Genomic DNA, 3,210 nt, shown 5'->3' on the forward strand with positions numbered 1-3,210 from the left:
GGGTGGGGGGCGGGGGGGGGGGGGGGGCGGCCGGGGGTTTCCGCCTTGTGCGGGGGCCCGGGGGGGGGGGGGGGCCGGGCCGGCGCCGCGGGCGCGCCCGGCACCGGCGCGCCGGGAACCAGCGCACCCGGCACCAGCGGGCGGGGGGCGGTCCCGGGCGCGTCCAGGATCGAGCCCCGCGGCGCCTGGCCCTTGCCGAACATCGCCAGGATCAGCGCGAGCGCCATGAAGGCGGTGCCGAGGATCGCGGTGGTGCGGGTCAGCAGGTTGGCGGTGCCGCGCCCGCTCATGAAGGAGCCCATCCCCTGGGAGGAGCCGATGCCGAGCCCCCCGCCCTCGCTGCGCTGGACCAGGATGACCCCGATCATCGCCAGGGTGACGAGCAGGAACAGGATGAGCAGGACGGTGTTCATGGCGGGGGGTATCTAGCGGCTGCCGGGCGGGATTGCCAGCGCCGGGCGGCCCGCCGCGTCAGGCCGCCGCGTCAGGTCGCCGCGTGGGCGATCGCCAGGAAATCCGCCGCCACCAGGCTCGCCCCCCCGACCAGCCCGCCATCCACATTCGGCAGCGCCAGGATCGCCTTGGCGTTGCCCGGCTTCATTGAGCCGCCATAGAGGATCCGTATCCCCTGCCCCGCCGCCCCGAAGCGCGCTGCGAGGCGGGCGCGGATCGTCGCATGGATCGCGGCGATGTCGGCCTCGGTCGGGGTGCGGCCGGTGCCGATCGCCCAGACGGGCTCGTATGCGACAACCCCGCCGAAGCCGTCGGGCAGGCTTTCGGCCAGTTGCCGCTCCACCACCGCCTCGGCCCGGCCGGCAAGCCGCTCGGCCTCGGTCTCGCCGACGCAGACGATCGGGACCAGCCCGGCCGCCGCGGCCGCCGCGGCCTTGGCGCGCACGGCGGCGTCCGTCTCGCCGTGATCCGCCCGGCGCTCGGAATGGCCGAGGATCACGAAGCTCGCGCCGGCATCGCGCAGCATCGGTGCCGAGACGTCCCCGGTATGGGCGCCCTTGGCGGCCGGGTGGCAGTCCTGCCCGCCCACCGCCACCGGGCCGCCCGCCAGCAGCCCCGCCACCTGGGCGACATGGAGGAAGGTCGGGCAGACCAGCAGATCGGCCGGCAGCCCCGCCGCCCCGTCCCGCACCGCGCCCTCCTGAACCGCCCCGGCCAGCGCGACGGCCTCCGCCAGGCTGCCATGCATCTTCCAGTTGCCGGCGATCAGCGGCTTCACGCCCGGGGTCATCCGCGCCCTCTCCCTGGACCAGCGCCCATTCGAGTGGAACCGCTGCGCGGTTCCGCCGAATGGGCATAGGCTGCTCCAGGATCATGATTCCCAGAGCACGACCTTCCGATCGACTGATTCCAGCCGATCGGACCGTGCTCTAGCCCTGCCGGCCCCGGCTAGCAACGGCGCGGCGGGCTGGCAACGGGCGGGTGGCTGCGCTACGCCGAGGGCATGATCACCTGGTTCCGCAACCTCGCGAAGTCCTGGGTCGCGAAGGTCCTGTTCGTCCTCCTGATCCTGTCCTTCGGGATCTGGGGCATCGAGGACGTCGTGCGCAATTTCTGGCGCGAGACGGCCGTCGTCCGCATGAACGGCGCGGAGATCGAGCTGCCGCAGGCGCAGAACGCGGCCCGGCGGGAGCTGCAGCGCATCCAGCGCCAGCTCGGCCCGGATTTCGATCCCACCCCGACCATCCGCGAGGCGGTGGCGCGCCAGGCGGTCGAGACCCTGATCCAGGAGAACGCCCAGCGGATCGAGGCGCGCCGCCTCGGCCTGGCGACGCCCGATGAGCAGGTGGCCGATTATGTCCGCGCCATCCCGAGCTTCCGGGTGGGCGGCGAGTTCAGCCGCGCGATCCTCGACCAGTTCCTGCGCCAGAACGACATGACCGAGCCGATGTTCCTCCAGCTCGTGCGTGACGACCTGCAGCGGATGCAGCTGGTGGGCGCGGTGCGCGCCGGCGCCGCCGCGCCGCCTTCCCTCGGCCGCGCCCTGTTCAACTGGGAGCGGGAGCGCCGCGTCGCGCAGGTGGCGGAGCTGACGCTGCTGGACGCGCCGGAGCCCGAGCCGCCGACGGAGGCGCAGCTCGAGCGCTTCCACGCCAACAACCCCGACCAGTTCTCGACACCCGAGATCCGGGAGGTGCTGCTCGGCGTGCTCTCCGCCGAGACGCTGGCCGACCAGATCGAGGTCACGCCGGAGGAGCTGCGCGCGGCCTTCGAGGCCCGGCGCGGCCAGCTCGAGACGCCGGAGCGGCGGGAGCTGCAGCAGGCGCTGCTGCCGACCGAGGAAGCGGCCCGGCGCATCGCGGAGGCGTGGCGGGCCAATGACGACTTCGTCGCGATCGGGCAGGCCGCCCAGGCGGCAGGCGGCGCGGCCGTGACGCTCGGCGACGTGGCGCGGGCCGACCTGCCGGTGCCGGAGCTTGCGGCCGCCGCCTTCGACACGCCGCAGGGCGGCGTCACGGCGCCGGTCCGCACGCCCTTCGGCTGGCATGTGCTCCGCATCGTCGGCAGCACGCCCGGCCGCAGCGTCACCTTCGAGGAGGCGCAGGACCGGCTCCGCCAGGATGTGGCGCTGGAGAAGGCGGCCGATCTCGCCTTCGAGCGCGCGAACCGCGTGGAGGATGCGCTGGCCGGCGGCGCCACCCTGCAGGAGGCCGCGCAGCGCTACGGCATGCAGGTCGCGACCCTGCGCCTCGACGCCGAGGGCCGCGACGCGGATGGCGCGCCGGTGCCGATCCCGGTCCCGGTGGATGCCCGGGCCGAGACGCTGCGCGCGATCTTCACCGCCGAGCCCGGCGCCACGCCGCGGCTGCAGGAACTCCGCCAGGGCGAGGGCTTCATCGCGGTGGACCTCCGCGCCGTCTCGCCGCCGGCGCTCCGGCCCTTCGCGAGCGTGGAGGCGGATGTACGCCTCGCCTTCATCGCCGCCGCGAAGCGCCGCCACCAGGAGGAACGCGCCGCGGCGCTGCTGGCCGCGGTGCGCGGCGGCCAGAGCCTGGAGGAGGCGGCGCGTGCCGCCGGCATCCCCTCCGACCGCTTCGGCCCCTTCGGCCGCCGGCCGGAGCCGGGCGTGCCCGGCCTGACCATCCCGCCCGAGCTGCTGCCGCCGCTCTTCGCCGCGCCGCAGGGCGAGGCGACCATGGTGGCGACGCGGGGGGGGGGGGGGGGGGGGGGGGGGGGGGGGGGGGGGGGGCGCGCGGC

3 protein-coding genes are annotated in these 3,210 nt (G+C 75.5%); 1 reads left to right on the forward strand and 2 read right to left on the reverse strand.

The annotated features are described in order from the left end of the window. Together secG and tpiA are read right to left on the reverse strand one after the other, a co-directional pair. Nucleotides 1-413 (reverse strand): preprotein translocase subunit SecG (secG, locus tag AC1MIR_RS04495; RefSeq protein WP_480026967.1); only part of this gene is annotated, 413 nt, incomplete at its 3' end. Nucleotides 414-484: 71 nt separating this feature from the next. Then, nucleotides 485-1,231: a triose-phosphate isomerase gene (gene tpiA / locus AC1MIR_RS04500; RefSeq protein WP_480027064.1), complete on the reverse strand. Its 747-nt coding sequence runs from the start codon at nt 1,229-1,231 to the stop codon at nt 485-487. A gap of 225 nt (nt 1,232-1,456) precedes the next feature. On the opposite strand from tpiA, the gene AC1MIR_RS04505 reads away from it, so the two are divergent. Next, a partial coding sequence (locus AC1MIR_RS04505) for a peptidylprolyl isomerase (protein WP_480026968.1) occupies nt 1,457-3,210 on the forward strand: 1,754 nt, incomplete at its 3' end.

The sequence above is a fragment of the Falsiroseomonas sp. RANM36 genome (genome assembly GCF_056682175.1).